General features: G+C 62.3%; 19 protein-coding genes. 9 read left to right on the plus strand and 10 right to left on the minus strand.

Annotated elements, in window-relative coordinates; genetic code table 11:
* Positions 1 to 43 precede the first annotated feature (43 nt).
* The 5 genes from DFO58_RS07620 to DFO58_RS07640 all read right to left on the minus strand — a co-directional run bounded on the left by DFO58_RS07620 (position 44) and on the right by DFO58_RS07640 (position 7,909).
* Positions 44 to 1,657: an ABC transporter ATP-binding protein gene (locus tag DFO58_RS07620; RefSeq protein WP_120989999.1), complete on the minus strand. Its 1,614-nt coding sequence runs from the start codon at positions 1,655 to 1,657 to the stop codon at positions 44 to 46.
* Between the two features lie 116 nt (positions 1,658 to 1,773).
* On the minus strand, positions 1,774 to 2,862 hold the full coding sequence (locus tag DFO58_RS07625; protein ID WP_047118415.1) for a BMP family ABC transporter substrate-binding protein: 1,089 nt from the start codon (positions 2,860 to 2,862) through the stop codon (positions 1,774 to 1,776).
* A gap of 280 nt (positions 2,863 to 3,142) precedes the next feature.
* A complete protein-coding gene (locus tag DFO58_RS07630; RefSeq protein ID WP_120990001.1) occupies positions 3,143 to 4,348 on the minus strand; it encodes an amidohydrolase in 1,206 nt (401 codons plus the stop codon).
* 133 nt (positions 4,349 to 4,481) lie between these two features.
* Positions 4,482 to 6,614 carry a choline BCCT transporter BetT gene (gene betT, locus DFO58_RS07635; protein ID WP_120990209.1) on the minus strand — a complete coding sequence of 711 codons (2,133 nt, stop codon included), beginning with the start codon at positions 6,612 to 6,614 and terminating at the stop codon, positions 4,482 to 4,484.
* 179 nt (positions 6,615 to 6,793) lie between these two features.
* Positions 6,794 to 7,909 carry a mannose-1-phosphate guanylyltransferase gene (locus DFO58_RS07640; protein ID WP_120990003.1) on the minus strand — a complete coding sequence of 372 codons (1,116 nt, stop codon included), beginning with the start codon at positions 7,907 to 7,909 and terminating at the stop codon, positions 6,794 to 6,796.
* Between the two features lie 278 nt (positions 7,910 to 8,187).
* Here DFO58_RS07640 and sdhC point away from each other — a divergent pair, with 278 nt between their 5' ends.
* From sdhC to DFO58_RS07660, 4 genes are all read left to right on the plus strand, one after another.
* The gene (gene sdhC / locus DFO58_RS07645; RefSeq protein ID WP_082123805.1) at positions 8,188 to 8,568 is read left to right on the plus strand and encodes a succinate dehydrogenase, cytochrome b556 subunit; all 381 of its coding nucleotides are present in this window, start codon (positions 8,188 to 8,190) and stop codon (positions 8,566 to 8,568) included.
* A 3-nt stretch (positions 8,569 to 8,571) separates the two neighbouring features.
* On the plus strand, positions 8,572 to 9,015 hold the full coding sequence (locus DFO58_RS07650) for a succinate dehydrogenase hydrophobic membrane anchor subunit (protein WP_047118410.1): 444 nt from the start codon (positions 8,572 to 8,574) through the stop codon (positions 9,013 to 9,015).
* Positions 9,016 to 9,086: 71 nt separating this feature from the next.
* A complete protein-coding gene (gene sdhA, locus DFO58_RS07655; RefSeq protein ID WP_047118409.1) occupies positions 9,087 to 10,874 on the plus strand; it encodes a succinate dehydrogenase flavoprotein subunit in 1,788 nt (595 codons plus the stop codon).
* A complete protein-coding gene (locus DFO58_RS07660; protein ID WP_053797483.1) occupies positions 10,874 to 11,656 on the plus strand; it encodes a succinate dehydrogenase iron-sulfur subunit in 783 nt (260 codons plus the stop codon). Before sdhA ends, DFO58_RS07660 begins: the two co-directional genes overlap by 1 nt.
* A 160-nt stretch (positions 11,657 to 11,816) precedes the next feature.
* On the opposite strand, the gene DFO58_RS07665 is transcribed toward DFO58_RS07660, so the two are convergent.
* Genes DFO58_RS07665 through DFO58_RS07675 form a run of 3 tightly spaced genes read right to left on the minus strand, consistent with a single transcriptional unit; the run spans position 11,817 to position 13,836 of the window.
* A complete protein-coding gene (locus DFO58_RS07665) occupies positions 11,817 to 12,491 on the minus strand; it encodes a GAP family protein (protein ID WP_120990005.1) in 675 nt (224 codons plus the stop codon).
* A gap of 8 nt (positions 12,492 to 12,499) precedes the next feature.
* Complete coding sequence (locus tag DFO58_RS07670) at positions 12,500 to 12,916, minus strand: hypothetical protein (protein WP_120990007.1); 417 nt, start codon at positions 12,914 to 12,916, stop codon at positions 12,500 to 12,502.
* A 35-nt stretch (positions 12,917 to 12,951) separates the two neighbouring features.
* Positions 12,952 to 13,836 (minus strand): DUF1214 domain-containing protein, encoded by an 885-nt coding sequence (locus DFO58_RS07675; protein WP_220668535.1) that lies wholly within the window; start codon positions 13,834 to 13,836, stop codon positions 12,952 to 12,954.
* A gap of 263 nt (positions 13,837 to 14,099) precedes the next feature.
* Here DFO58_RS07675 and DFO58_RS07680 point away from each other — a divergent pair, with 263 nt between their 5' ends.
* Positions 14,100 to 15,182 carry an ATP-binding protein gene (locus tag DFO58_RS07680; RefSeq protein ID WP_120990011.1) on the plus strand — a complete coding sequence of 361 codons (1,083 nt, stop codon included), beginning with the start codon at positions 14,100 to 14,102 and terminating at the stop codon, positions 15,180 to 15,182.
* Between the two features lie 8 nt (positions 15,183 to 15,190).
* Here DFO58_RS07680 and DFO58_RS07685 read toward each other — a convergent pair whose 3' ends face one another.
* Complete coding sequence (locus DFO58_RS07685) at positions 15,191 to 17,932, minus strand: LuxR C-terminal-related transcriptional regulator (RefSeq protein WP_120990014.1); 2,742 nt, start codon at positions 17,930 to 17,932, stop codon at positions 15,191 to 15,193.
* Positions 17,886 to 18,890: a formylglycine-generating enzyme family protein gene (locus tag DFO58_RS07690; RefSeq protein ID WP_120990016.1), complete on the minus strand. Its 1,005-nt coding sequence runs from the start codon at positions 18,888 to 18,890 to the stop codon at positions 17,886 to 17,888. Before DFO58_RS07690 ends, DFO58_RS07685 begins: the two co-directional genes overlap by 47 nt.
* Before the next feature lie 223 nt (positions 18,891 to 19,113).
* On the opposite strand from DFO58_RS07690, the gene DFO58_RS07695 reads away from it, so the two are divergent.
* The 4 genes from DFO58_RS07695 to DFO58_RS07710 all read left to right on the plus strand — a co-directional run bounded on the left by DFO58_RS07695 (position 19,114) and on the right by DFO58_RS07710 (position 22,591).
* Positions 19,114 to 19,830, plus strand: coding sequence for a GAP family protein (locus tag DFO58_RS07695; RefSeq protein WP_183043131.1), 717 nt, complete (start codon positions 19,114 to 19,116; stop codon positions 19,828 to 19,830).
* The gene (locus tag DFO58_RS07700) at positions 19,827 to 21,533 is read left to right on the plus strand and encodes a SulP family inorganic anion transporter (RefSeq protein ID WP_120990020.1); all 1,707 of its coding nucleotides are present in this window, start codon (positions 19,827 to 19,829) and stop codon (positions 21,531 to 21,533) included. Before DFO58_RS07695 ends, DFO58_RS07700 begins: the two co-directional genes overlap by 4 nt.
* Before the next feature lie 66 nt (positions 21,534 to 21,599).
* Positions 21,600 to 22,001 (plus strand): phage holin family protein, encoded by a 402-nt coding sequence (locus tag DFO58_RS07705; RefSeq protein WP_120990022.1) that lies wholly within the window; start codon positions 21,600 to 21,602, stop codon positions 21,999 to 22,001.
* Between the two features lie 176 nt (positions 22,002 to 22,177).
* Positions 22,178 to 22,591, plus strand: a complete 414-nt coding sequence (locus tag DFO58_RS07710; RefSeq protein WP_053797476.1) for an SHOCT domain-containing protein — start codon at positions 22,178 to 22,180, stop codon at positions 22,589 to 22,591.
* Positions 22,592 to 22,649: the final 58 nt, after the last annotated feature.

Raw genomic sequence — 22,649 nt, forward strand, 5'->3', positions numbered from 1 at the left:
CCCGGTTTCTTGGGGTCGGGAAGAACAGGTGCCTTGATCTCGCTCACTGTGCTTCTCCTTCCTGGGTGTCGTTGGGTTCGGTGGTCTCCAGCGGCACCGGCTGGGCTTCCACCGGTTCGTTGGCGGAAGTGGCGAAGTCTGCCTGGGCGAAGGCCTCCTCGGCGCTGACGCCTGCCATCATCAGGCCCAGCACCTCGCGGGAGGTGTTGCCCGGCACGATGCCGTTGACCCGGCCCTTGTAGAGCACGGCGATGCGGTCGGCCAGCTCCATGACCTCGTCCAGCTCGGTGGACACGATCATCACCGGGGTGCCCTTGTCGCGTTCGGCGACGATGCGCCGGTGCAGGAACTCGATGGAGCCCACGTCGACGCCGCGCGTGGGCTGGGAGGCGATGAACAGCTTCAGGTCTCGGGACAGCTCGCGGGCCATCACGACCTTCTGCTGGTTGCCGCCGGAGAGGCTGGAGGCGGGGTTCAGCTGGTTGTCGGTGCGCACGTCGAAGTCCGCGATCTGCTTGGTCGCGTTCTTCTTCACTTCGCCCAGGTTCATCGAGATGCCCTTGGCGAACGGCGGGCGGTCGTAGAGATCCAGGACCAGGTTCTCCTCGATGGTGAACTGCGAGACCAGGCCGTGGACCGAGCGGTCCTCGGGGACGAAGCCCAACCCGGAGCGCAGCACCTGCTTGACCGACTTGCCGACCAGTTCGGTGCCGTCCAGCGAGATCGATCCGGCGGCCACCGGCTGGGTGCCCAGGATGGCCTCGGTCAACTCGGTCTGGCCGTTGCCCTGCACGCCGGCCACGGCGAGGATCTCGCCCTCGTGGATGTCGAAGCTGACCGCATCCAGGGTGGTGGCGCCCAGCTCGTTGACCACGCTCAGCTCGCGCACCTGGAAGCGGGCCGCTCCCGGGGTGGCTGGCTCCTTGTTCAGGTTCAGCTCCACCGCGCGGCCCACCATTAGGTTTGCCAGTTCGGTGGTGCTGGTTTCGGCGCCGACCGAGTCGATGACCTGGCCGCGGCGGATCACGGTGATCACGTCGGAGACCGCGCGCACCTCGCGCAGCTTGTGCGAGATGAACACGATCGAGGTGCCGTTGGCCTTGAGCTGGCGCATGATCTCCAGCAGCTCGTCGGTTTCCTGCGGGGTGAGCACCGCGGTGGGCTCGTCGAGGATCAGCACCTTGGCGTCGCGGACCAGCGCCTTGATGATCTCCACGCGCTGCTGCACGCCGACCGGAAGGTCCTCGACCAGCGCATCCGGATCCACGTCGAAGCCGTAGCGGTCGGAGATCTCGCGGATCTTCTTGCGGGTGACTTGCAGGTCAAGCACGCCTGCGGCCTTGGTCGCTTCGGCGCCCAGGGCGATGTTCTCGGCCACGGTGAAGACCGGGATCAGCATGAAGTGCTGGTGCACCATGCCGATGCCGGCGGCCATGGCATCGCCCGGGCCGTTGAATTCAACTGGTTTTCCATCCAGCAGGATCTGTCCTTCGGTGGGCTGGTACAGCCCGTAGAGGACGTTCATCAGTGTCGACTTTCCAGCGCCGTTCTCACCGAGCAGACAGTGGATTTCGGCATCATCGACGACCAGGTCGATGTCCTTGTTGGCGTAGAAAGAACCGAAGGCTTTCGAGATTCCCCGGAGTTCGAGTTTCACGATTCCACCATCTTCATTGTTCGGTGTGTTGCAGTGGGCAGTCTTAGAGCGCGTCTCCGTTCACCGCTGCTGCGGCGAGCGGTGACGCGCTCTGTGACGTTATTGGCTCAAGACCCTTACTTGGGGCTCGACGGGGATTCGACCTTCAGCTCGCCGGAGATGATCTGCGCCTTCAGCGCCTCGATCTCGGACTTGGTCTCGTCGGAGACCTTCGAGTCGAAGTCGTGGAACGGCGCCAGGGCTACGCCCTCGTTCTCCAGGGTGCCGATGTATGGGGTCGAGTCGAACTCGCCCTTGGAGTCGGCGGTGACCAGGTCCTCAACGGCCTTGTCCATGGTCTTGATGACCGAGGTCAGCATGACGTCCTTGTAGTCAGGAGCGGTCAGGTAGCCGTCGGAGTCAACCCATACCAGCTTGGCGTCCTTGCCGCCGGTGTTGGCTTCCTTGACTGCGGCGCCTGCGCCCTTGCCCACGGGGCCGGCTACCGGCATGATCACGTCAGCGCCGCTGGCGATGAAGTTGCTGGTGACCTGCTTGCCCTTGTCCTGCTTCTCGAAGTCGCCGGTGAAGGTGCCGTCCTGCTTGTCCTTGTCCCAGCCCAGCAGCTTGACGTCCTTGCCCTTGTCCTCGTTGAACTTGGCAACGCCGTCGGCGAAGCCGTCCATGAAGATGGTGACGGTTGGGATCTTGATGCCGCCGAAGGTGGCGACGGTGCCGGTCTCGGAGGAAGCGGCGGCGGCGTAGCCTGCCAGGTAGGCGGCCTGGGCCGTGTCGTAGATCATCGGCTTGATGTTCTTGATCGGCTCGTCGTACTGGAAGTCGACGATGGCGAAGTGCTTGTCAGGATTTTCCTCTGCGGCCTTCTTGGTGGCGTCGCCGAGCAGGAAGCCGATGGTGACGGTCAGGTCGCAGTTGTTGTTCATCATGCCCTGCAGGTTGGTGGCGAAGTCGGCGTTGGACTTCGACTCTGCCTCCTGCATCTTGATGCCGAGGTCCTTCTCGGCATTCTTCAGGCCGCGGTAGGACGACTCGTTGAAGGACTGGTCATCGAATCCGCCGGAGTCCGAGACGATGCAACCGGTGTAGTCTGGGTTTTCGGCTTTCGGGGCCGTTTCTTCCGGGGCCGCGCCACAGGCGGTCAATGCCAAAGCAGAAATGCCGATCATGGCCGCGGCCATGCCGGTCTTGCGCGATACGAAGCGCATCTAATCCTCCAAAAAGTTATGCGAGATAACCGGGAGCCGTGAGGCCTTTCTTCCCACGCAGGGCGCCGTTGCCGATGCCCACCGCACGCGCCTCAGAGGAGCGAACGTTCCCATCGTCTCCATAGCCTATCGGAGATATGTCACTGGTAAAGACGGCAAACATTACAATTCGCTAAATTCCGGAGCGGCATACGGCAAGCGCTTAACGTCAATGCCCAAGTCAGTTCGCCAATTCACGGTGTGACTAGTGGAGTCGAAAAATTATTGGCAAATTCTCCGGTTATTTGGCCCGAATGCCGTTCGCCGCGTCGATTGCCTGCAGCGCGGCCGCGCACATGATCCGCACGCCTACCGCAATGCACCTCTCATCAGGCACGTAATCGCCGCGGTGCAGGTCGAAGATCTTGCCGCCCGGGGTGCGGGTGCCAAGGCGCAGCATCGCGCCGGGCACCTTCTGGGTCATCCAGGCGAAATCCTCGCCGCCCATGGACTGCGGGGTCAGCTCGATGGAATCGGTCCCGAACTCTTGGCGGGCCGCCGATTCGATCAGCGCGGTTTCGGCCGGGGCGTTGACCACCGGAGGCACGCCGCGGGTGTGCTGCAGCTTGATTTCCACCCCGTACGGCGCGGCGATCTGGCGCACCGCTGCATCCAGCAGCTCCCCGGCTTCGTACCAGACGTCGCCGTCCAGGCAGCGCATGGTGCCGGCCAGGTAGCCGGTGGCGGGAATGGCGTTGGGCGCGCTGCCGGCGTGGATCTGCCCCCAGACCACCGACACGGCCGAACGCACGTCGACCTTGCGGCCGAGCACGGCGGGAACCTGGGTGGCGATCTGGCTCATCGCGAAGACGATGTCCTCGGTCAGGTGCGGGCGGGAAGTATGCCCGCCGCGGCCGTTGACCTCGATGCGGATGGTGTCGCTGGCCGAGGTGATGGCGCCGATGCGGGTGCCGATCTTCCCGGCGTCGATGCGCGGCTCGCAGTGCAGGGCCAGGATCCGCGGGACCTCGTCGAGGATTCCCTGCTCGATGACCGAGACCGCTCCCCCGGGAAGCTTCTCCTCGGCGGGCTGGAAGATCACGCGGATCCGGCCCGCGAGCTGTCCTGCCTGCTGGATGCGGCCCAGCGCGAGCGCGGTTCCCAGCATCACGGTGGTGTGGATGTCGTGGCCGCAGGCGTGGGCGATGCCCTCGATGGTCGAGGCGTAGTCGAGCTCGGTTTCCTCCAGCACCGGCAGCGCGTCGATGTCGGCGCGCAGGGCCAGGCGGATGGGGCCTTCACCGACGTCCACGTAGGCTCCGGTGCGTTCCATCTTCACCGGGTTCAGCCCGGCGGCGCGCAGGGCTTCAAGGATGCGTTCGGTGGTTTGGAATTCAGCGAAAGAAAGTTCAGGGTTGCGGTGCAGTTCGCGGCGGAACTCGATCAACTCGGGCGTTAAGGACTCGGTCCAGTCCTTGACCGACCCTAAATTTCCTAATTCACTCACTGAAGACACCTTTCGACAATACGCGTCTTGAGCCTGAGGAAGACAGTTTATCCGTAATGTGGCCGCCAACCGCGAAACACGGGACACGGCGCCGCGGCGGGACGCAACGCTGCGCCGGCCGCCGCGCCGGGTCCTAGGACTCCTCGCGCACGGTGTGCTCGAAGTCCGATTCCCAGCGGGTGGTCATCACCGCTTCGACGTTGACCTGGCTGGGCTCGTCGGCCTGCAGCTGCCCGTCGAGATAACCCAGGTGCGCCTCGTACTGGTCCAGGATGTCCCCGATCACCTGCTCCTTGCTCAGCCCCATCAGGTCGTAGCCGTGGCTGCCCTCCTGGGAGAACACCTCGATGCGGTAGTAGACGTCGTTGCCCGGAGCCGAACGCGCATACCGGGGCACCGGCAGCTGCACCGGGTAGACCTGGTACTTGAACGGCCGTTCGGCACCCGTGGCCACCAGCAGGTCCAGGGAGGGAAGCTGGAGGTTCGGCACCGGCTCGAGGGTGACTTCCACGTCCGCCCCGCGGCTGCGGAATTCCTCGGCCACCTCGTCCAGCGCCGTCCGGGCAACCTCGTCCAGATAGCGCCGGGCCGCTTTCAGCCCCGGATAGGTCATCGAGCGGGCCAGGCGCTGCTTCCAGCTGCGCCGGTCGTTCACCGAACCCAGCCGGCTGGTCAGCGCTTCGTGCATGGTGTTCTTGTAGCTGCTGGCCAGCGCGGATTCTATGCGCAGCGACTTGAACAGGCCGAGCATGATCAACAGCAGCACAAACGAGAACGGCAGCCCCATGATCACCGTGGCTCCCTGCAAGGTCGGCACTCCGTCCACGAAGAGCATTCCCAGGGTCAGCAGGCCGGTGGCCAGCGACCAGAACAGCCGCACCGGCTTGGAGCCGTCGGCCTGCGGGTCCTTCAGGTGGGAGGTGAAGTTGGCCATGACCAGCGCGCCGGAGTCGGCGCTGGTCACGTAGAACAGCAAGCCGGTGAAGGTGGCGACAGCTGCGGTGAACGGCGCTGCCGGGAACTGTTCCAGCAGGCTGTAGAACGCGCGTTCCGGGGTGTTCATGGCGACCTCGCCGAATGCCTCGTTGCCCGAGCGCACCAGCTGCAGGGCGCTGTTGCCGAAGATGGAGATCCACAGCAGGATGAAGGCGAAGGGGACCACCAGCACGCCGGTGACGAACTGGCGGATGGTGCGGCCGCGGGAGATGCGGGCCAGGAACAGGCCGACGAACGGGGCCCAGGCGATCCACCAGGCCCAGAAGAACAGCGTCCACCCGTTCAGCCAGGATTCCGGGCGGTCGTAGGCGAAGGTGTCCAGCGCCATGGACGGGAACCGGGCGATGCTGTCCCCGACGTTGGTGATGATGCCGTCCATCAGGTAGGCGGTGCCGCCGGTGACCAGGATGAAGAGCATCAGCGCGACGCAGAGCAGGACGTTGAGCTCGGAGAGCCGGCGGATGCCCTTCTCCACGCCGGTGAGCACCGAAATGGTGGCCATGACCACGGCGATGACGATCAGGATGATCTGCCAGCCGCGGTTCTCCGGGATCCCGAACATGAAGTGCAGCCCGTAGTTCAGCTGGGCCACGCCGATGCCCAGAGAGGTGGCGATGCCGAAGATGGTGCCGAGCATCGCCGCGATGTCCACGGTGTGCCCCATCCAGCCCGAGGTGCGTTTGCCCAGGATGGGATACAGCGCCGAGCGGATGGACAGCGGCAGGTTGCGGCGGTAGGAGAAGTAGCCCAGGGCCATGCCGATCAGCGCGTACAGCCCCCAGCCGAGCAGGCCGTAGTGGAAGAGCGTCCAGACCATGGCCTGGCGCGCGGCCTCCACGGTGGATCCCTCCCCGGTCGGCGGGGCCAGGTACTGGGTAATCGGCTCGGAGACGGAGAAGAACATCAAATCGATGCCGATGCCGGCGGCGAAGAGCATGGCCGCCCAGGTGAACATGTTGAAGGCGGGCCGGGCGTGGTCGGGGCCCAGCCGGGTCTTGCCGACCTTCGAGACGGCTGCCGCGATCACGAACAGCAGCGCCGCGACGATGATCAGCGTGTAATACCAGCCGAAGTTCCTGCCGATCCAGTCGACGGCGGTGGAAATGGCCAGATCCGCCGAATCGCGGTCGAAGATGGCCCAAAGAGCAATGCCCAGCACCAAAGATGCTGAGCCGAAAAATACCACTTTGTTGATCCGGGTGCGTGGCGTCCCGGGGTTTTGTGCCGTATCGGCATCGGATGAATCGGACTCGCTGTTGGCCGTAGTCATGACTTCAAACATACCAACCGGCCAAGGATCCACCCCGGTTCCGCACAGCAGAAGCACAGGCCGACGTGGCCGACTGCAGTTGCCTTCGGTGTGGTCACGACCCGGTTGGCCAATTTATTCGTGAAACTGGACACGCGCCGGCTTCCCGCACGCTGCGGGAGGCCGGCGCGCGGGCAGGCCTAGAGCACTTCGGTCGCGCCGTCGGCCTTGAGCTGCTCGACGGTCTGCTTGACTTTCTGCGCATGGTCCTTGGTGGTCACCAGCAGCGCGTCGGCGGTGTCGACCACCACGACGTCCTCGATGCCGACCAGGGCCACCACGCGCGGGCGGTCCGAGTAGACGACGCCGGTGGCGCTGTCCGCGTAGACGCGCACTTGCTTATCACCGAGATTGATGATGCCTTCATCCGCGCTGGCCTTGTTCAGCCGTCCGATGGCGGCGAAGTCCCCCACGTCGTCCCAGTTGAACACGCCGGGGATGACCGCCACGTCGCCTGCCGCGGCGGCGGGCTCGGCCACCGCGTAGTCGATGGCGATCTTCGGAAGGCCCGGCCAGATTTCGGCCATGACCTCGTCGCGCGCCTCGGTGTCCCAGGCCTGCGCGATCTTCATCAGGCCCTCATACAGCTGCGGCTCGTTGGCCTGCAGGTGCTTGAGCATCAGGCCCACCGGGGCCACGAACATGCCCGCGTTCCAGAGGAAACCTCCACTGGCCAGGTAGCGGCGGGCGGTGTCCTCATCCGGCTTCTCCACGAACTCGACCACGCCGCGCGCGCTCGGGGCGCTGGCCACGTCCAGCTGCTCGCCGGTCTTGATGTATCCGAAGCCGGTGGAGGGGTGGGTCGGGTGGATTCCGATGGTCACGATCTTGCCGCTGGCGGCGGTGTGGATCGCCTCGCCCAGGGCCGCCTGGAAAACCTCGACAGGCTCGATGACTTGGTCAGCTGCGAAGGAGCCCATGATGATCTCCGGGTCGCGCAGCGACAGGATCGCGGCGGCCAGGCCGATGGCCGCGGCGGAGTCGCGCGGCTCCGGCTCCAGGACCAGATCCTCGTCGCACAGCTCGGGCAGCTGGGCGACCACGGCGCCGCGGTGGGCGCGTCCGGTCACCACCATGATGCGGTCGCCGGCCAGCGGCACCAGGCGGTCGTAGGTGGCGCGGATCAGGGTCGAGCCCGATCCCGTCAGATCGTGCAAGAACTTGGGAGCCGATGCACGGGAAAGGGGCCACAGTCGGGTACCGACTCCGCCGGCGGGAATCACGCCGTGGAATCGGGCTAATAGGTCTGCATTCACGCATTCCAGACTAATTCATTCTCCGGGAAATACCGGTATTGAGAGCGACACCTGCAGGGTAAATAGACAAGGCCCGCATGACCTAATATTCGGGCTTTGCGAGCCTTTTACCGCATAGACGACACTATTCGGTGAACATACTCACAGGATCGAGACACGAAATAGATTGAGACCCGGCAAGTGGTTTAGACTCGCACAAGGAACGCTCGCACAAGTGCGTCAAATCTCATTGTGTGCAATATACACATGCGCCGTTGCGAGCCTTGGAGGTTAGTTCAGTGTCGAAGACTTCGTCAGGCACCCTATACCGCGGCCATGAAGGCATGTGGTCCTGGGTGGGACACCGAGTCACCGGTGTCGTAATTTTTCTTTATCTACTCGTTCACGTGCTGGATACGGCCCTCGTGCGCGTGGATGCCAATGCATACAACGCAGTAATCAGCACCTACCAGACCCCGTGGATGGCACTGGGCGAGACCGGCCTGGTCGCGGCCATTCTCTTCCACGCATTCAACGGTCTGCGCCTGATCCTCGTTGACTTCTGGAAGCAGGGCACCAAGTACCAGCGCCAGATGCTCTGGGGCGTCATGATCCTGTGGGTCGTCGTCTTCGCAGGCTTCGCCATCCGCCATCTCTCCCTCGCATTTGGAGGACACTAAGCCATGAGCGTCACCATTCCTGCTCCACGCAGCCAGCGCATCGACCCGAAGTACAAGCGCGGTCCGAAGTCCCGCGGCAGCTTCGAAATGCTCGCATGGCTGTTCATGCGCCTATCCGGCGTGGCCCTGATCGTCCTGATCTTCGGCCACCTGATCTCCAACCTGATCGTTGGCGACGGCATCAACGCCATCTCCTTCGGCTTCGTCGCCGGCAAGTGGGCCGACCCGATCTGGCAGTTCTGGGACCTGGCCATGCTGTGGCTGGCCATGCTGCACGGCACCAACGGCGTGCGCACCATCATCAACGACTACGCAGAGAAGCACTCGACCCGAGCATGGCTCAAGGGCATCCTGTACGTCGCGACGATCTTCATCGTTGTGCTCGGCACCCTGGTGATCTTCACCTTCGACCCATGCGTCGCGGGCAGCACCCTGCCACAGTGCTAAAACCCTAAAACCCCCGTTTTAGAGCCGAACTTTTAGCCAGACAGTTTTTTGTAGAAAAGAGAGCATCAAGAATGCAGGTACATCAGTACGACGTAGTCATCGTCGGTGCCGGCGGTGCAGGTATGCGTGCAGCGATCGAATCCGGTCAGCGTGCACGCACCGCAGTGCTAACTAAGCTTTACCCAACCCGCTCCCATACCGGCGCGGCCCAGGGCGGCATGTGCGCCGCACTGGCCAACGTCGAGGAAGACAACTGGGAGTGGCACACCTTCGACACCATCAAGGGCGGCGACTACATCGTCGACCAGGATGCAGCAGAGGTCATGGCCAAGGAAGCCATCAACGCCGTGCTGGATCTGGAAAAGATGGGTCTGCCGTTCAACCGAACCCCTGAGGGCAAGATCGACCAGCGCCGCTTCGGCGGCCACACCCGCGACCACGGCAAGGCCGCCGTGCGCCGCGCCTGCTACGCAGCAGACCGCACCGGCCACATGATCCTGCAGACCCTGTACCAAAACTGCGTCAAGCACAACGTTGAGTTCTACAACGAGTACTACGTGCTGGACCTGCTGATGGTTGAGGAAGAAGCCTTCCGCGAAGACGGCACCGCCTACATGCAGAAGCGTGTTGCCGGCGTCGTCTCCTACGACCTGGCCACCGGCGAACTGCACGTGTTCCAGGCCAAGTCCGTGATTTTCGCTTCCGGCGGCGCAGGCAAGGTCTTCAAGACCACCTCCAACGCCCACACCCTGACCGGCGACGGCATGGGCATCGCGTTCCGCTCGGGCCTGCCGCTGGAAGACATGGAGTTCTTCCAGTTCCACCCGACGGGCCTCGCAGGCCTGGGCATTCTGCTCACCGAGGGCGCCCGCGGCGAAGGCGCAATCCTTCGCAACTCGGACGGCGAACGCTTCATGGAGCGCTACGCTCCGACCATTAAGGACCTGGCTCCACGTGACATCGTGGCCCGTGCCATGGCCAACGAAGTGCGCGAAGGCCGCGGCTGCGGTCCTAACAAGGACTACGTGCTGCTGGACCTGACCCACCTGGAGCCAGAGCACATCGAATCCAAGCTGCCGGACATCACCGAATTCGCCCGCACCTACCTGGGTGTCGAGCCGTTCACCGACCCGGTGCCGGTGTACCCGACCGCGCACTACGCCATGGGCGGCGTGCCGACCAACATCGAGACCGAGGTCCTGCAGGACAACAACACCACCATCCCGGGCCTGTTCGCAGCCGGCGAGGTCGCCTGTGTTTCGGTCCACGGCGCAAACCGCTTGGGCACCAACTCGCTGCTGGACATCAACGTCTTCGGCCGCCGCGCCGGCATCGCCGCCGCCGAGTACGCCAAGACCGCTGACTTCGTCGAGCTGCCGGAGAACCCTGAAGCCCTGGTCACCGCACAGCTGGACGGCCTGCTGAACTCCACCGGCACCGAGAACGTCGCAGAGCTGCGCAAGGCCCTGCAGGAGATCATGGACGCCAACGTCCAGGTGTTCCGCGACGAGACCTCGCTGAAGGGCGCTCTGGAGGTCATCGAGAGCCTGCGCGAACGCTACAAGAACGTGTCCATCCAGGACAAGGGCAAGCGCTTCAACCTGGATCTGCTCGAAGCCGTGGAACTGGGCTTCCTGCTGGACCTGGCGGAGGTCATGACCACCGCAGCGCTGCACCGCAAGGAATCACGTGGTGGTCACTACCGCGAGGACTTCCCGAACCGCGACGATGAGAACTTCATGGTCCACTCGATGTCCTACCGCGACCACAACGCTACTACCGAGGGCATCGCCGGCATCCGCATGGAAACCAAGCCGGTTGTCTTCACCCGTTACCAGCCAATGGAGCGTAAGTACTAATGAGCACCGAACTGCCAGAACCACCATCAAAGATTGAGTTGAAGGCCGGTGTTGGTGGCGGCGGAGAGATCCCAACCTTCAACATCACCCTGCGCGTTCGCCGCTACCTGCCGGAGACCACTGCAGAGGCCTACTGGGAAGACTTCAAGCTGACCATGTACGGCACCGACCGCGTGCTGGACGCCCTGCACAAGGTCAAGTGGGACCACGACGGCTCGCTGTCGTTCCGCCGTTCCTGCGCCCACGGCATTTGCGGTTCGGATGCCATGCGCATCAACGGCCGCAACCGCCTGGCCTGCAAGACCCTGCTGAAGGACCTGGACACCTCCAAGCCGATCACCGTTGAGGCAATCAAGGGTCTTCCGCTGGAGAAGGACCTGATCGTGGACATGGAACCGTTCTTCCAGTCCTACCGCGAGATCATGCCGTTCCTGATCTCCAAGGGCCACGAGCCGACCAAGGAACGCTACCAGTCGGTCGAGGACCGCGAGCGCTTCGATGACACCACCAAGTGCATCCTCTGCGCCGCCTGCACTTCCTCCTGCCCGGTGTTCTGGACCGATGGCCAGTACTTCGGCCCGGCAGCGATCGTCAACGCGCACCGCTTCATCTTCGACTCGCGCGATGATGCAGGCGACATGCGCTTGGAGATCCTGAACGACAAGGAAGGCGTGTGGCGCTGCCGCACCACCTTCAACTGCTCCGAAGCATGCCCACGCGGCATCCAGGTGACCAAGGCCATCGCCGAGGTCAAGCAGGCAATCCTCTCGCGCACCGTCTAAGTACGCGAAGCAAAGGCCCGAACCGTGTGGTTCGGGCCTTTTTGCATGCCTCCAATGGCCGCTGCACTGCGTCCGGCGCCACCCGCCGCGGCGCCGGCGGTTAACTGGAAAGGTGCCTGCGTCACATGTCGCAGGCACCTTTCGGCAGACCGGGATCCAGCTAGATCCCGCCCAATCCCTTGCCCAGCAGTTGCCCGCCCAGAACCACGAACAGCACCATCATGATGGCCGTATTGTTCACTGTCAGCCATTGCCGGATCTGGTCCAGGACCTGCGTTGCCTTCTGCGATGCAACCAGGAAGATCAGCACGGGCAGTAGGACAGTCAGCGCCGCGATCAGGGTAAATACCCCCAGCGCGGCCGCTGTCACGGCGCCGCTGGCCTCCTGCTGGCCTATGGCCAACCCCGCAGCAGCCGCAACCAACAGGTTTTTCGGGTTCACCGCGGCCAGGAGGAATCCAAGTCCCAGCCCAATGCCGGGTTTCATCGAGTCGATACCTTGCATCCATTTCGGAAGCTCCGGCTCGTCACCCTTTTTCGGACGCGAACGCCACTGCTTGATGGCAAGGAGCAGCAGCAATACACCGAAGATGATCTGGATGCTCGCCACGGCCGGCTTGCGGTCCGTGGATTCACCAGCGTCCGGCAACACCCCTGCCAGGGCGGTGAACACGCCGGCAGCCGCCACGATGCCCAGGATCCATCCCACCAGATAGCTGGCCCCCAGCGCCCGAGGACGCGGAGACATGAGCATCAGAATGACCGCGATGATCGGCACCGGACTGATGGCAATGGTCAGGGCATATGGCAGGAGCTCTCCAAGTAGTGCCAGCACTTAGCGCTCTAGCACTTCAGATCGGTATTGGCGCTGGTCTGCGCAGTCTTGAGCGCGGCCAGTTCATCACTGATCGCTGCCTTGGCTTCCGGAACGCTCAGATCCTTATCCAGGTCCTCGATCTTCTTATTCAGCTGCTCCCAGGAGTCGGCCAGGGCCTGCTTGCGGTCTGCGGAGACCTTATCCAGGTTTCCTTCGAGCTCCTTGTACGTGGTGGCGACCTTTTCACGAGCCTCGCGGATTTCACCGACGCTCGACGATCCGTCCACCGTGGCCTGCACCCCGGCGACAGCGGCGACGAAATCGTTGTACGCCGTGCAGGCATCGGCTTCGTTCTCCGCGGGAGACGAGCTGCAAGCGGTGGCTGACAGAGCCAAGGAAGCGCCAAAGGCCAGGGCTAGTGCCGACTTGATGTGCTTGTTCATGATGATTCCTAGGGTGTTCGAAGTGATATTGATGGTTAGTGCGAAATGCTGGGGAACGTCCAGCTGTGGTCGAGGATTTCTTGATGCGGCCGGTAGAGGCGCACCAGATAGTTCCAACCCTCCATGATGGGCAAGTAGTTCGGGGTACCGGGTTCTCCACCAAAGTTGACCGTGATGCTGCCGTCGTCGTTCCGCTCACCGGTCACGGAGTTGACCGAGTAGGCCCCAAGGGGGTTCGGTTCGAAGTATCCTTGCGCGTTATACAGGGAAATGGACCAGAATCCATCTACCGGGACTTCCCCAACGGTGAGCTGGAAATGCTCGGCTGGCAGGCCCGGGTCAACGTTCATGTAGGTGGCTTCGGTTTCGGGCAGGCCGCCCCAGCCCAGCGCCGTGCCGATCAGGTGAAGTTCCGGCTCGACATCCTGCTTGCGTCCGAAGCAGCCGTCCAGGCTGGGAAGCTCGCGGCCCCGCTCCAGCAAGGTCTGGCGGGTAGCTGCCAGCGATGCCGGGTCGTAGCCGGGCAGCTCGAAGTCGCGCTGCGAGACCGATGAGATCCCCAGCTGGCGCTGCAGGTCGTTGACGATTTCGACGTCGGCGCTGTCGTCGGAGTCGACCAGGATGCGGGCGGTAACCATTACGAACTCGGTATCGAAATCGTCCATGGTCAGCTTGTGCTCGCCCGGAGCATGGAAGATCCGGTTGATGTAGTGGTCCTGGTTGACGATCATGACCGAGATATACCGTTCGCCGACCTCTGGAATGCTGAGTATTGCACCCTCGGAAATGTCGACGATGGCAGCGCTGTAGAGCGTGTCGCGGTTCATCCGGACGATCGGCTGATTCTCGACCGGGGTCGGGGTGAACCCATGGCTCCACCGCCCGGTGCCTCCCGCCTGCGCGATGATGTTAGCGAACATGGTGTTGGATTCGGCACGAGTAAAATTCTCAAAATCCACGATTTGTCGGCTCACCGAAAAACCTTTCATAGGCAGGCTGGTTCCTATTCCAATCTATGAACTCCGCGCTTCGTGCACATCATCAAATGTTGGTGATTTTGTCCGATGCGCCTGAAATATTCCCTGTTGGCCAGCCACTGAAGCCGAACTCCGTGAGATTCTCGTTAAACGAGGGGCGGGCTCCACCACGCACCTTCCTGTAAAAACCGAAGGAGACATCTCACGTGCAGGCACTGAAAATTGGAACGCGGGTAGGCCAGTCCACCGGGCAGGTGGAACTGAATGCCTCGAAGTTCAATCGGCACACCTTCTGGTGTGGGCAGAGCGGTTCGGGAAAAACCTACGCGCTGGGCGTGGTTCTGGAACAGCTGATACTGCACACACAGCTGCCGATGCTGATCATGGATCCAAACGCGGACTTCGCCAAGCTCGGCAGCACCCGTCCGGAGGCCGATCCGGACGAAGCGCAGGGAATCCGCAATGCCTCCATGCACGTGCTGAATACGACGGCACCGGACGGTGAGCGGCTGAACATCCGCTTCACCGACATGTCGGCAGCCGCAAAGGCCGCTGTGCTCCGCTTGGACCCGGTGTTGGACGCCGAGGAATACAATGCCCTGCTGCACTTGGAAGGCGAAGCCCGCAGTTTCGACGATGCAGAATTCATCGCGAATCTTCGCGCTTCCGGCGACAGTGGACAGGTCAGATTGGCCTACCGGATCGAGAACCTCCAGGTGCTCGGCTGGGATCTGTGGTCGCGCGGCGGAACCTCTGCATGCGACATCGTCGATGCCCGGCCACGGGTGACCGTCATGGATTTGGGCGGCTTCGCCCATCCTGAGGAGCCCAAGGTCGCGGCATTGGGTGTGCTTGAACACCTGTGGGCCACACGCCAAAGCCGCAAGCCGATCTTGATCGTGATCGATGAAGCACACAACCTGTGTTCCCCGAATCCGGTCACCCCAGTGGAGAAGGCCTTAACCGAACAGCTCATCCAGATCGCGGCCGAGGGTCGAAAATTTGGCCTCTGGCTGTTCCTTTCAACACAGCGACCAACCAAAATCCATCCCAACGTCCTTTCCCAGTGCGACAACCTGGGATTGATGCGCGTCAATTCGCCGCGTGACCTGAAGGAGGTCGGAGAAGTCTTCGGCTTCGTACCCACCGAACTGCTGGAACAGGCCAAGGGCTTCGCACAAGGCCAGGGGCTGTTTGCCGGTGGGTTCGTTGCCGAGCCCACGCTGAACCAGATGCGCGACCGGATCACGCTGGAAGGCGGGGGCGACGTCAAGGTGCCGTTGGTCTAGAGCCAGGTTCACACGGACAGCCTGATCGCGTCCCTTCTGCTGTTGACGCCAAGCTTTCGATAGATCGAACGCTGGTGTGTGCGGACCGTGTTCACCGAGACGAACAGCTCCGCGGCGATTTCTTCTGCTGTCATGGTGGTGCAGAGATAGCCGAAGATTTCCTTTTCGCGGGACGAGAGTTGCGCGCAGATGAGTGCCGTCCGGGATATGCCCATTTGCTGGCCGATGCGCGGAGCCAGGAAGCCTTCATGCTTGGTGCCCCAGGCCGCGTGCTCGGTCAGCAGCCTGCGAAGGACGTCGTCGGTGGGGGTGAAAGGAAGCGCGATCCCGGCGGGAGCCGCGATATCCAGCGCACGTTCAAGTTGCTCGTGGGCGGCGGGCCGTTCGCCCCGCTCGCGCGCCACGGCAGCCGAAACGACCAGTGCGTAGACCGCGACATATGAGGCCATCTCCTGCGGCTGCAGTTGGGACAGCCAGGCCGATGCCTCTTCAAGCTTCCCGGCACGCCGATAGATGTCTGCGGCGCAGACCCTCATCACCGGGATGTTCGGCTCATATTTGTACGGTGCAAGCAACGCCAGCGCGGCGTCGACGTCATTGGCCGCGAACTTCAGCGCCGCCTGGCCCAGGGCCTTGTAGGATCCCCATGGCACGCCGTGCTGGTCGTTGCTGCTGACCCGTTCCATCTGCTCAGCGGCCTGCTGAATCCGTGCCGAGTTCCCCGTCGCTGCGACCAGCAACGCGTTGAAGACGCACCCGAGCGCCAGATAGGACGATCCGTGGCCACCGAGGCGGAATAATTCGGCCAGGTGTGCCGAGCATTCGTCGGTGCGGCCCTGCCAGAAGTCGAGATACACCAGGGTGAACGCGGTGATGCCTCCGTCGTAGAATTTCCAGCCGACATTGTGGGCTCCCAGGTCGCTGCCTCCATCACCGGTTGCCAGCTCCGGGGTCAGCTGCCGTGCGGACACGAAGTCTCCTCCGAAGCTCAAGGCGAACGCGAGATTGGACTGGCTGAGCCGTTTGAGGGCTGGCAGGTTCAGAGCCTCTGCATCGTTCATCGAGGACCGCAAGAAGCGTACGGCTTCAGCCGTATTCCTTCGCAACCGCAGCTCGCTCCACCCAACGCAGAACAGCTGGTAGGCGCGGACCTGCGGCGAAATGTCGCTGTTCGGCAGGAACTCCCGGGCGCAATCAACTGCCTGCCCGAGTTCTACCGAGCTGCGGGCCAGGAACAAGCTGCAAAAGGCCATCGCTTGCTCCCGCGGGCCCTGTTTCGGCGTCATCGCCTGCATCGAAGCGGCGGTTCGCTGCAGAACCGCTGCGCCGGTGCCGTCCCCCATCGCATCCAATGCGCAGGCGCGGATCATCAGCAAGTCGGCGCTGAGCGGCTCCAGCTGTTCAAGTTGCAGGCATGCGGCATTCAGCAGCCTGGCCCCTGATTCGCAAAGGATCCGCAAGAAATACGTGCGGATGATGTCCCGGCATGTTCGGCTGTCCCGGGCATCCAACGCGTGGTGTATTGCGTCCAACGGGTATTCGTGGCGCAATGCGCACGCCGCAGACTTGTTCAGTTCCCGGGATCTGGCGGGGTCGAGCCGTTTGAGCAAAATCTGGCACAGCTTGGCGAAGGGTTCATACCATCGGTACATTGTTTCCGCATTGGGGTCGAGATACCGTTCGAGGAACAGTCCCCGTGCAACGCACTCCTCCAGCAAGGCGGTCGACTCGGGCATTCCGCTGAGCCGCTGCGCAAGAACGGCATCAATACGGAGGCATGACGTTGTGGCGAGCACGAACTGCTGCAGGGTCTCCGGGAGTTGCCGCAGGACTGCCTCCTGGACGTACTGCACGAGTTCGTCGCTGGAATTCTCTACAGCGGGATAGGCTGAAATGAGGTCCAGCGTATTCGCAGATTGCTCCGGTGTGAGCATGGACAGGTGGACTGCGATGGGCCACCCTGAGCATTCGGAAATCACCTCGGCGGCCTGTTCCGGGGCCAGCCCGTAGTGTTCTTGGACTTCTTCCCCGGTAAAGGACAACTCCTCAGGGCCGATGAGCACGGCGTTGCCGTTGCGCAGTTCTGCCGCGAAATGCTTGGCGAAGTTATCGGTGCCGGAAAGCACAAGTCTCAGGTTGAATCCCGAGTGCGTGGACAGGATTCCGGCCATCCGGCGCAAGCTCTGGGCATCGACCAGGTGCGCGTCGTCGATCACGATGGCCACGGGTTCGGAGAGCTGGGCTCCGGTCAGGCATAGTTGATGCAGGAAATCGTCGGCGCTCAACGAGCCCGGTGCCAGGTTCCCCAGCAATTCTTGGTCCGCCGGACGCAGCTGTCCCTGCATCCGTTGCAGCGCTCCGAGAATCCCGCCCAGGAACCGCCGCTCATCAATCGAAGACATCCATGTCAGGCTAAGCCAACCCAGGGGCGAAGTTCGCTGCGCTGCCCAGGTGGACAACGCGCTCGATTTGCCGAATCCGGACGGAGCGCTGACAAGAGTCACCGCATTGCGGTGTATGCAGGCTTCGAGCAGGCCATGCAGTCGTGTCCTTGCCATGATCGCACCGGCCGGTTTGGGCGCAGTGGTCAGGAACCATGGCGGCGTAGCCCATTCAAGGGACGGCGATTGCTCCATAGCAGGAATCGTATACGGAAGGAGTGCTTCCAGCATCTTTTGTACTCGAAATGTACATATATTGCGCCTATCTGGCGCAGCGGAATCCGATATGCGAAGTCGCAGTGTCTTCATACTGCGGCGACCGGGCGGCAGGCCGGTAGCGCAGGCAGTATTCGGGGGCGCAGAGGTGCGATCCCCCTTTCAAGACACGCTGAACGATGGCCCGAGGAGCAGGGCTCTCCCGCGTGGGCACTGCTTTCGGGGAGCAACGGCAGGCCGCACCGTCGTCTCCAGGCCCTGCACCGCACGATTCGCCCTCAGCGGCGACGGCATGGGAGGAGGTGTAGATGTCGCTGGTCCATTCCCAGACATTGCCGATGACATCATTGAGCCCGAAGGCATTGGCCGGGAAAACCCCGACCGGTGATGTGCCGACCCACCCGTTGCAGCCCTTGTTCAAATAGGGAAATCGACCGCGCCAGGTATTGGCCATGAGCCGACCGTCCAGCTCCAGCTCCGGCCCCCAGGCGTAGGGGTCGGGAGTACGTCCCGCCCCGGCCGCATATTCCAGCTCCGCCTCGCTGGGTAGCCGCGCACCGATCCAATCTGCATAGGCAACGGCATCGTCGTAGGCCACCTGCACCACCGGATGCGACTCGCGGCCGGCAAGGCCGCTCTCCTCCCCCAACGGATGACGCCACTGCGCCCCCCTGGCCCAGCGCCACCATGCCGTCCAGTCCCGCAGGTCGACCGGTCCGGAAGTTTCAGTGAACACCAACGAACCGGGCAGACGCTGCAACGGATCCAGATGCGGAAATTGGAATTCGCTGAGACCGCGCTCTGCGACCGTCACATATCCCGTGGCACGAACGAAACGCGCAAACTGCGCGTTGGTCACCGGATCCCGTGTCAGCTGAAACGAGTCGACCCGGCATTCATGCACGGGAGCCTCTTCAGGGTAGAAGTCATAGGAACCCATGGAAAACCGTCCGGCGGGGATCTGCACCCAGGTCGGTTTTTCATCGACGGTGAGCGTAAGCCGCGCCCCCAAGCGGCTGGCAAACGGGATGGACCCGCTGTACTCGAACATGGTCTAATCCTGCCCATTAACTGTCCCTGCGTAATCATCAACTGCTGATGATTTGAGGCCATGCACCTTCCACGTGGGCGTGACTTCAACGACCATGGAATCAAGGGCCCGGGCATTAACAGTTCCCATGGCCGAAGCTGCTAGCTGCAAGGAGTTCGGCGGGCCATGCGGACCAAGAGCTTGGAGCGGGCGCACCAGCACGGTGCGGTCCCCTGGAGCCGTGGTGTTTAAGCTCATCTGGGATTTATTGCCCATCATGTTTGGACTCGTTGCGAGCCCCTTGGCCGTCCTGGCGTTGCTGGCTGTGCTGTTTTCCCGCCGGCCGCGCCTCAATGGGATCATGTACCTGCTTGGTTGGAGCGCGGCGGTCATCGCGGTCACGGTGGTTTCCTATCTGGTCTTCAATAAGCTCGCGCCGAATTCCGAGGCACATTCGTGGCGTTGGGTCGCAATCACGCGGCTCGTGCTGGGCACCGTGATGTTCATCGGCGCTTGGTACACCTACAAGCGCTCTCCCAGAAAGCTTGCCCACATGTTCGCCGCGGCGACGCCCCAGGATGTGCTTAATTCGATTCCCCAGCTGCCGGCTTGGTACCGGCAGATCGACAAATTCAACTCAGCACGGTCCGTGCAACTGGGCGCTGGCATCTTCCTTTTCAACCCGATCAATGTTTCCTGCGCCATTGCCGCACCACTTGAAGTCGAGCTGGCCCACGTTCCAGCGGGGCCCTCGGCAATGGTCCTGGCCTGGTTCCTGATTCTATGCATTGTCCCCATGGCGCTGCCTGTGTTCTGGCATTTCAAAAACCGGAACCGCGCTGAACCGGGGCTGCTGAAACTGCGTGCGTGGATCGTCGTGCACAACGGCACGCTCGGCGCAGTCTTCCTGGCGATGACCGCCTTCGGGCAATACCGCAACGCAATCGAGCTGTTGGCATGAAACGGCACAGCAACCCAGCCCCAGGCAGTTTGGGCAACTACCTCAGGCGCTTCGGCAACCGAACCACCGTCAGGCATGACGTGAAGGCAGGTCTGGCACTTGGCATGCATAGTGTTCCGGATGGGCTGGCCGCCGGCCTCCTTGCCGGAGTGAATCCGGTCCATGGGCTTTACGGTTATTTACTGGGCACCGCCGGAGGCGCCCTCACCACTGGATCGGTCTTCATGTCGGTTCAAGTCACAGGTGCAATGGCGGTGGTGGTCTCAGATGTCCCCCAAGCGCACGACCCGGAGCAATCCTCAGCGGCGCTGGCAACCTTGGCCATGCTCTCGGGTCTGATCATGCTGGGACTGGGACTGGCCCGGTTGGGATCACTGGTTAGATACATACCCACCGCGGTACTCATAGGCTTCGTCAACGCCGTCGCGCTGAACATCATGCTCGGGCAGCTGGACAACTTCACCGGCTACGACAGCCAGGGCGACAACAGACTAACCCGGGCGGTGGACACCCTGCTGCATCTGATGCAGGTCAGCTGGTCGGCGTGCTTGGTCGGAGGGATCACAATCCTGCTGGTGCTGTGGCTCGAACGTACTGCCTTGGGAGCAATGTCCATGGTTGTCGCGGTGATCATCGGGTCCGCCTTGGTCGCAGCGCTGGCGCTGTTGCCCTTTGCTGAACCCGTGCCGCAGCTGCATTCGCTGGCGACAGTTCCGAGCACCCTGCCAGGCCTGAGCCTGCCGGATATCTCACTCGTCCCGGAACTAGTCCTGCCCGCCCTGTCACTGGCGCTGGTCGGGCTGGTCCAGGGAGCGGGAATCAGCGGAAGCACCGCCAATCCTGATGGGCGCTTTCCCGATCCCTCTGCGGATTTCCGGGGACAAGGAGTCGCCAACCTGGCCGCAAGCATGTTCCAGGGAATGCCGGTCGGCGGTTCCATGTCTGCTACCTCGCTCGTTCGGGCCGCAGGAGCGAAGTCGGCCCTGGCCAACCTCGTCGCCGCGGCGGTCATCGCCGCCACGATTCTGGCACTCGGACCAGTCATCGGGCTGGTCGCCATGCCGGCCCTTGCGGGATTGCTCATGCTGGTGGGATTCCGTACCTTGAGGATCCACGACATGCTCATGGTGTGGCGTACCGGGCCCATCCAGGCGGCGGTGATTGCCGTGACGTTCGTGCTGACCCTGCTCATCCCGCTGCAGTACTCGGTTCTGACCGGCGTCGGCCTGGCCATCACCCTGCATATTTGCCGGCAGGCAAACCGCATCGTCGTGAAACGCTGGATATTCGAGAGCCGCACGGTCCTTCCGCGTGAAGTTGAACCTCCCGCCACCTTGGCACCCGGAGCTCTGGTCATCCTGGTTCCCTATGGCAGCTTGTTCTTTGCCGCGACACCCGGCTTCGAGAAGCAGCTTCCGCAGGTCCCCACCCGTTGCGAACGCGCGGTGGTTGTGATTCGACTGCGCGGCAAGGAAGACCTCGGCAGCACATTCATCCGGACCTTGGAGTCCTACGCGAGAAAACTCTCCGAGGCCGGCGGAACCCTGCTCTTGTCCGGACTCAGCCAAGGGGCCTTTGACCAGTTCGTCGCGACCGGGGCCATTCGCGTCTTGGGCCCGGAGCACATTTTTGTGGCCCGGGAGAACGTCGGAGAATCCCTGAGTGAAGCCATTGCTTTTGCCGAAGTCTGGCAGCGATCATGAAAGTGAAGTGGTGATGGCCGCGTTAACTTCCTCGATAATTACTGTACCCACCAAGGAGTAGTTCTAATGGTTATTTTTCTGATTCGCGCGGCAATCTATGTGGCCACGGCGGCACTGGGACTGCTGGTAGGCATGTGGCTGCTCGATGATTTCCATCTGGAATCGCAAGGATTCCTGGTGGCGGTGCTTGTTTTCGCATTCGCCCAATCATTGCTCGGCCCATTCATCTTCCGCATGACCAATCGCTATATTCCCGCGGCCATCGGCGGTTTCGGCCTGATTTCCACCTTGGCTGCGCTCTTTGTCGCGAGCTTGTTCCCCGATGGATTGACCATCAATGGATTCACCACCTGGATTCTTGCGGCGTTGATTGTCTGGGCGACCACAACACTGGGCAGCTGGCTACTGCCGCTCATTTTCTTGAAAAAACGAATTGCCCAGCGCAACGCAGCAAGCGGACAAAAATAACTCCAAGGCCCGTCGCAGGCCACTCACCAACAATTAGTGAATTTTCGGCGACGGTTCCAGAATTGATTGCCTTCCCTTGAAAAAAGAGTCATTCTGGAAAAGGGAAAATTTATTGCTGAAACTTCAATCATCGAATTTTCAGGCCAATCGGGTATCTACCTTCTAAGGACTAAGTCATGGATTTCTGGAATTCACTCTGGAACATCATCTGGGTAATTGTTTCAGCCTTTGTTTTCGTCGCGTATCTGATCGCCCTGTTCTCGATCATTACCGATCTCTTCCGCGACCGCGAGTTGAACGGGTGGTGGAAGGCGTTGTGGCTCGTGCTATTGATCTTCGTCCCGTTCATCACTTCACTGGTCTACCTCATCGCCCGCGGCCAGGGCATGGCTGAGCGAACCCACAAGGCTGCCGTGGGCAATGCCAACGCCGTTGAGGACTACATCCGCACCGTTGCACAGGTCAGCCCCAGCGACGAGATCGCCAAAGCCAAGGCCTTGTTCGATGCCGGTACCATCAATGCCGACGAGTTCGAGATCCTGCGGGCTCAAGCCTTGGGCCAAGCCGGCAAGGCAGCTCAGACGGCCTGACCGCAGACGCCGCCGCGCAGCCGGCGCGCATAGGAAAACGCCAGCTCGAAGGGTTGGC

Origin of the sequence: Arthrobacter sp. AG1021, assembly GCF_003633665.1 — a bacterium.
In the GTDB taxonomy this organism is placed as follows: Bacteria; Actinomycetota; Actinomycetes; order Actinomycetales; family Micrococcaceae; genus Glutamicibacter; species Glutamicibacter soli.

Excerpts from the sequence above, each read along its gene's own strand:
- DFO58_RS07625 (WP_047118415.1), bottom strand. The coding sequence starts at position 2,862 with ATGCGCTTCGTATCGCGCAAGACCGGCATGGCCGCGGCCATGATCGGC.
- betT (WP_120990209.1), bottom strand. The coding sequence starts at position 6,614 with ATGACTACGGCCAACAGCGAGTCCGATTCATCCGATGCCGATACGGCA.
- DFO58_RS07650 (WP_047118410.1), top strand. The coding sequence starts at position 8,572 with ATGAGCGTCACCATTCCTGCTCCACGCAGCCAGCGCATCGACCCGAAG.
- sdhA (WP_047118409.1), top strand. The coding sequence starts at position 9,087 with ATGCAGGTACATCAGTACGACGTAGTCATCGTCGGTGCCGGCGGTGCA.
- DFO58_RS07660 (WP_053797483.1), top strand. The coding sequence starts at position 10,874 with ATGAGCACCGAACTGCCAGAACCACCATCAAAGATTGAGTTGAAGGCC.
- DFO58_RS07670 (WP_120990007.1), bottom strand. The coding sequence starts at position 12,916 with ATGAACAAGCACATCAAGTCGGCACTAGCCCTGGCCTTTGGCGCTTCC.
- DFO58_RS07675 (WP_220668535.1), bottom strand. The coding sequence starts at position 13,836 with ATGTTCGCTAACATCATCGCGCAGGCGGGAGGCACCGGGCGGTGGAGC.
- DFO58_RS07685 (WP_120990014.1), bottom strand. The coding sequence starts at position 17,932 with ATGAAGACACTGCGACTTCGCATATCGGATTCCGCTGCGCCAGATAGG.
- DFO58_RS07690 (WP_120990016.1), bottom strand. The coding sequence starts at position 18,890 with ATGTTCGAGTACAGCGGGTCCATCCCGTTTGCCAGCCGCTTGGGGGCG.
- DFO58_RS07700 (WP_120990020.1), top strand. The coding sequence starts at position 19,827 with ATGAAACGGCACAGCAACCCAGCCCCAGGCAGTTTGGGCAACTACCTC.
- DFO58_RS07705 (WP_120990022.1), top strand. The coding sequence starts at position 21,600 with ATGGTTATTTTTCTGATTCGCGCGGCAATCTATGTGGCCACGGCGGCA.
- DFO58_RS07710 (WP_053797476.1), top strand. The coding sequence starts at position 22,178 with ATGGATTTCTGGAATTCACTCTGGAACATCATCTGGGTAATTGTTTCA.